Raw genomic sequence first — 741 nt, 5'->3', positions numbered from 1 at the left:
ACTAAAGGCCTGACTTTGCCGTTTATGTCTTACGGCGGTTCGGCTGTCTTTATCATGCTGGTGTGCGTTACTTTGTTATTGCGCATTGATTATGAAAACCGCCAAAAAATGCGCGGTTATTCGGTGGAGTAAAACCATGAGCGGTAAAACTTTTATGCTGATGGCCGGCGGTACGGGCGGTCATATTTTCCCTGCATTGGCGGTTGCAGAATCGCTGCAAAAGCGCGGCCATCATGTGATTTGGCTGGGCAGTCAGGATTCGATGGAAGAGCGCATCGTGCCGCAATACGGCATACGCTTGGAAACGCTGGCGATTAAAGGCATCCGCGGCAACGGCATCAAGCGTAAGCTGATGTTGCCGTTTACGCTGTACAAAACCGTCCGCGAGGCGCAGCAGATTATTAAGAAACACCGTGTCGAGTGCGTTATCGGTTTTGGCGGTTTCGTTACATTCCCCGGCGGCGTGGCGGCAAAAATTTCCGGTGTGCCGATTGTGATTCACGAGCAAAACGCCGTAGCCGGTTTGTCCAACCGCCAACTGTCGCGCTGGGCAAAACGTGTTCTGTATGCTTTCCCAAAAGCCTTTCAACATGAAGGCGGATTGGTGGGTAATCCTGTCCGTGCCGATATTGCGGCATTGCCTGTTCCTGAAGAACGCTTTGAAAACCGTCAAGGCCGTCTGAAAGTTTTGGTGGTGGGCGGCAGTTTGGGTGCGGATGTGTTGAACAAAACCGTTCCGCA

General features: G+C 52.1%; 2 protein-coding genes. Both read left to right on the top strand.

Features of this window, described 5'->3' with window-relative positions:
- On the top strand, window positions 1–132 hold a 132-nt coding region (locus tag ACTHUT_RS21375), incomplete at its 5' end, for an FtsW/RodA/SpoVE family cell cycle protein (RefSeq protein WP_440419814.1).
- Window positions 133–136: 4 nt separating this feature from the next.
- Window positions 137–741, top strand: a 605-nt coding sequence (locus ACTHUT_RS21370) for a UDP-N-acetylglucosamine--N-acetylmuramyl-(pentapeptide) pyrophosphoryl-undecaprenol N-acetylglucosamine transferase (protein WP_440419813.1), incomplete at its 3' end; no start/stop codon positions are given.

Source organism: Neisseria sp. P0022.S010 (assembly GCF_051956635.1).
The sequence above is the reverse complement of the archived record's forward strand: the minus strand, read 5'-3'. Positions and strand labels throughout refer to the sequence as shown.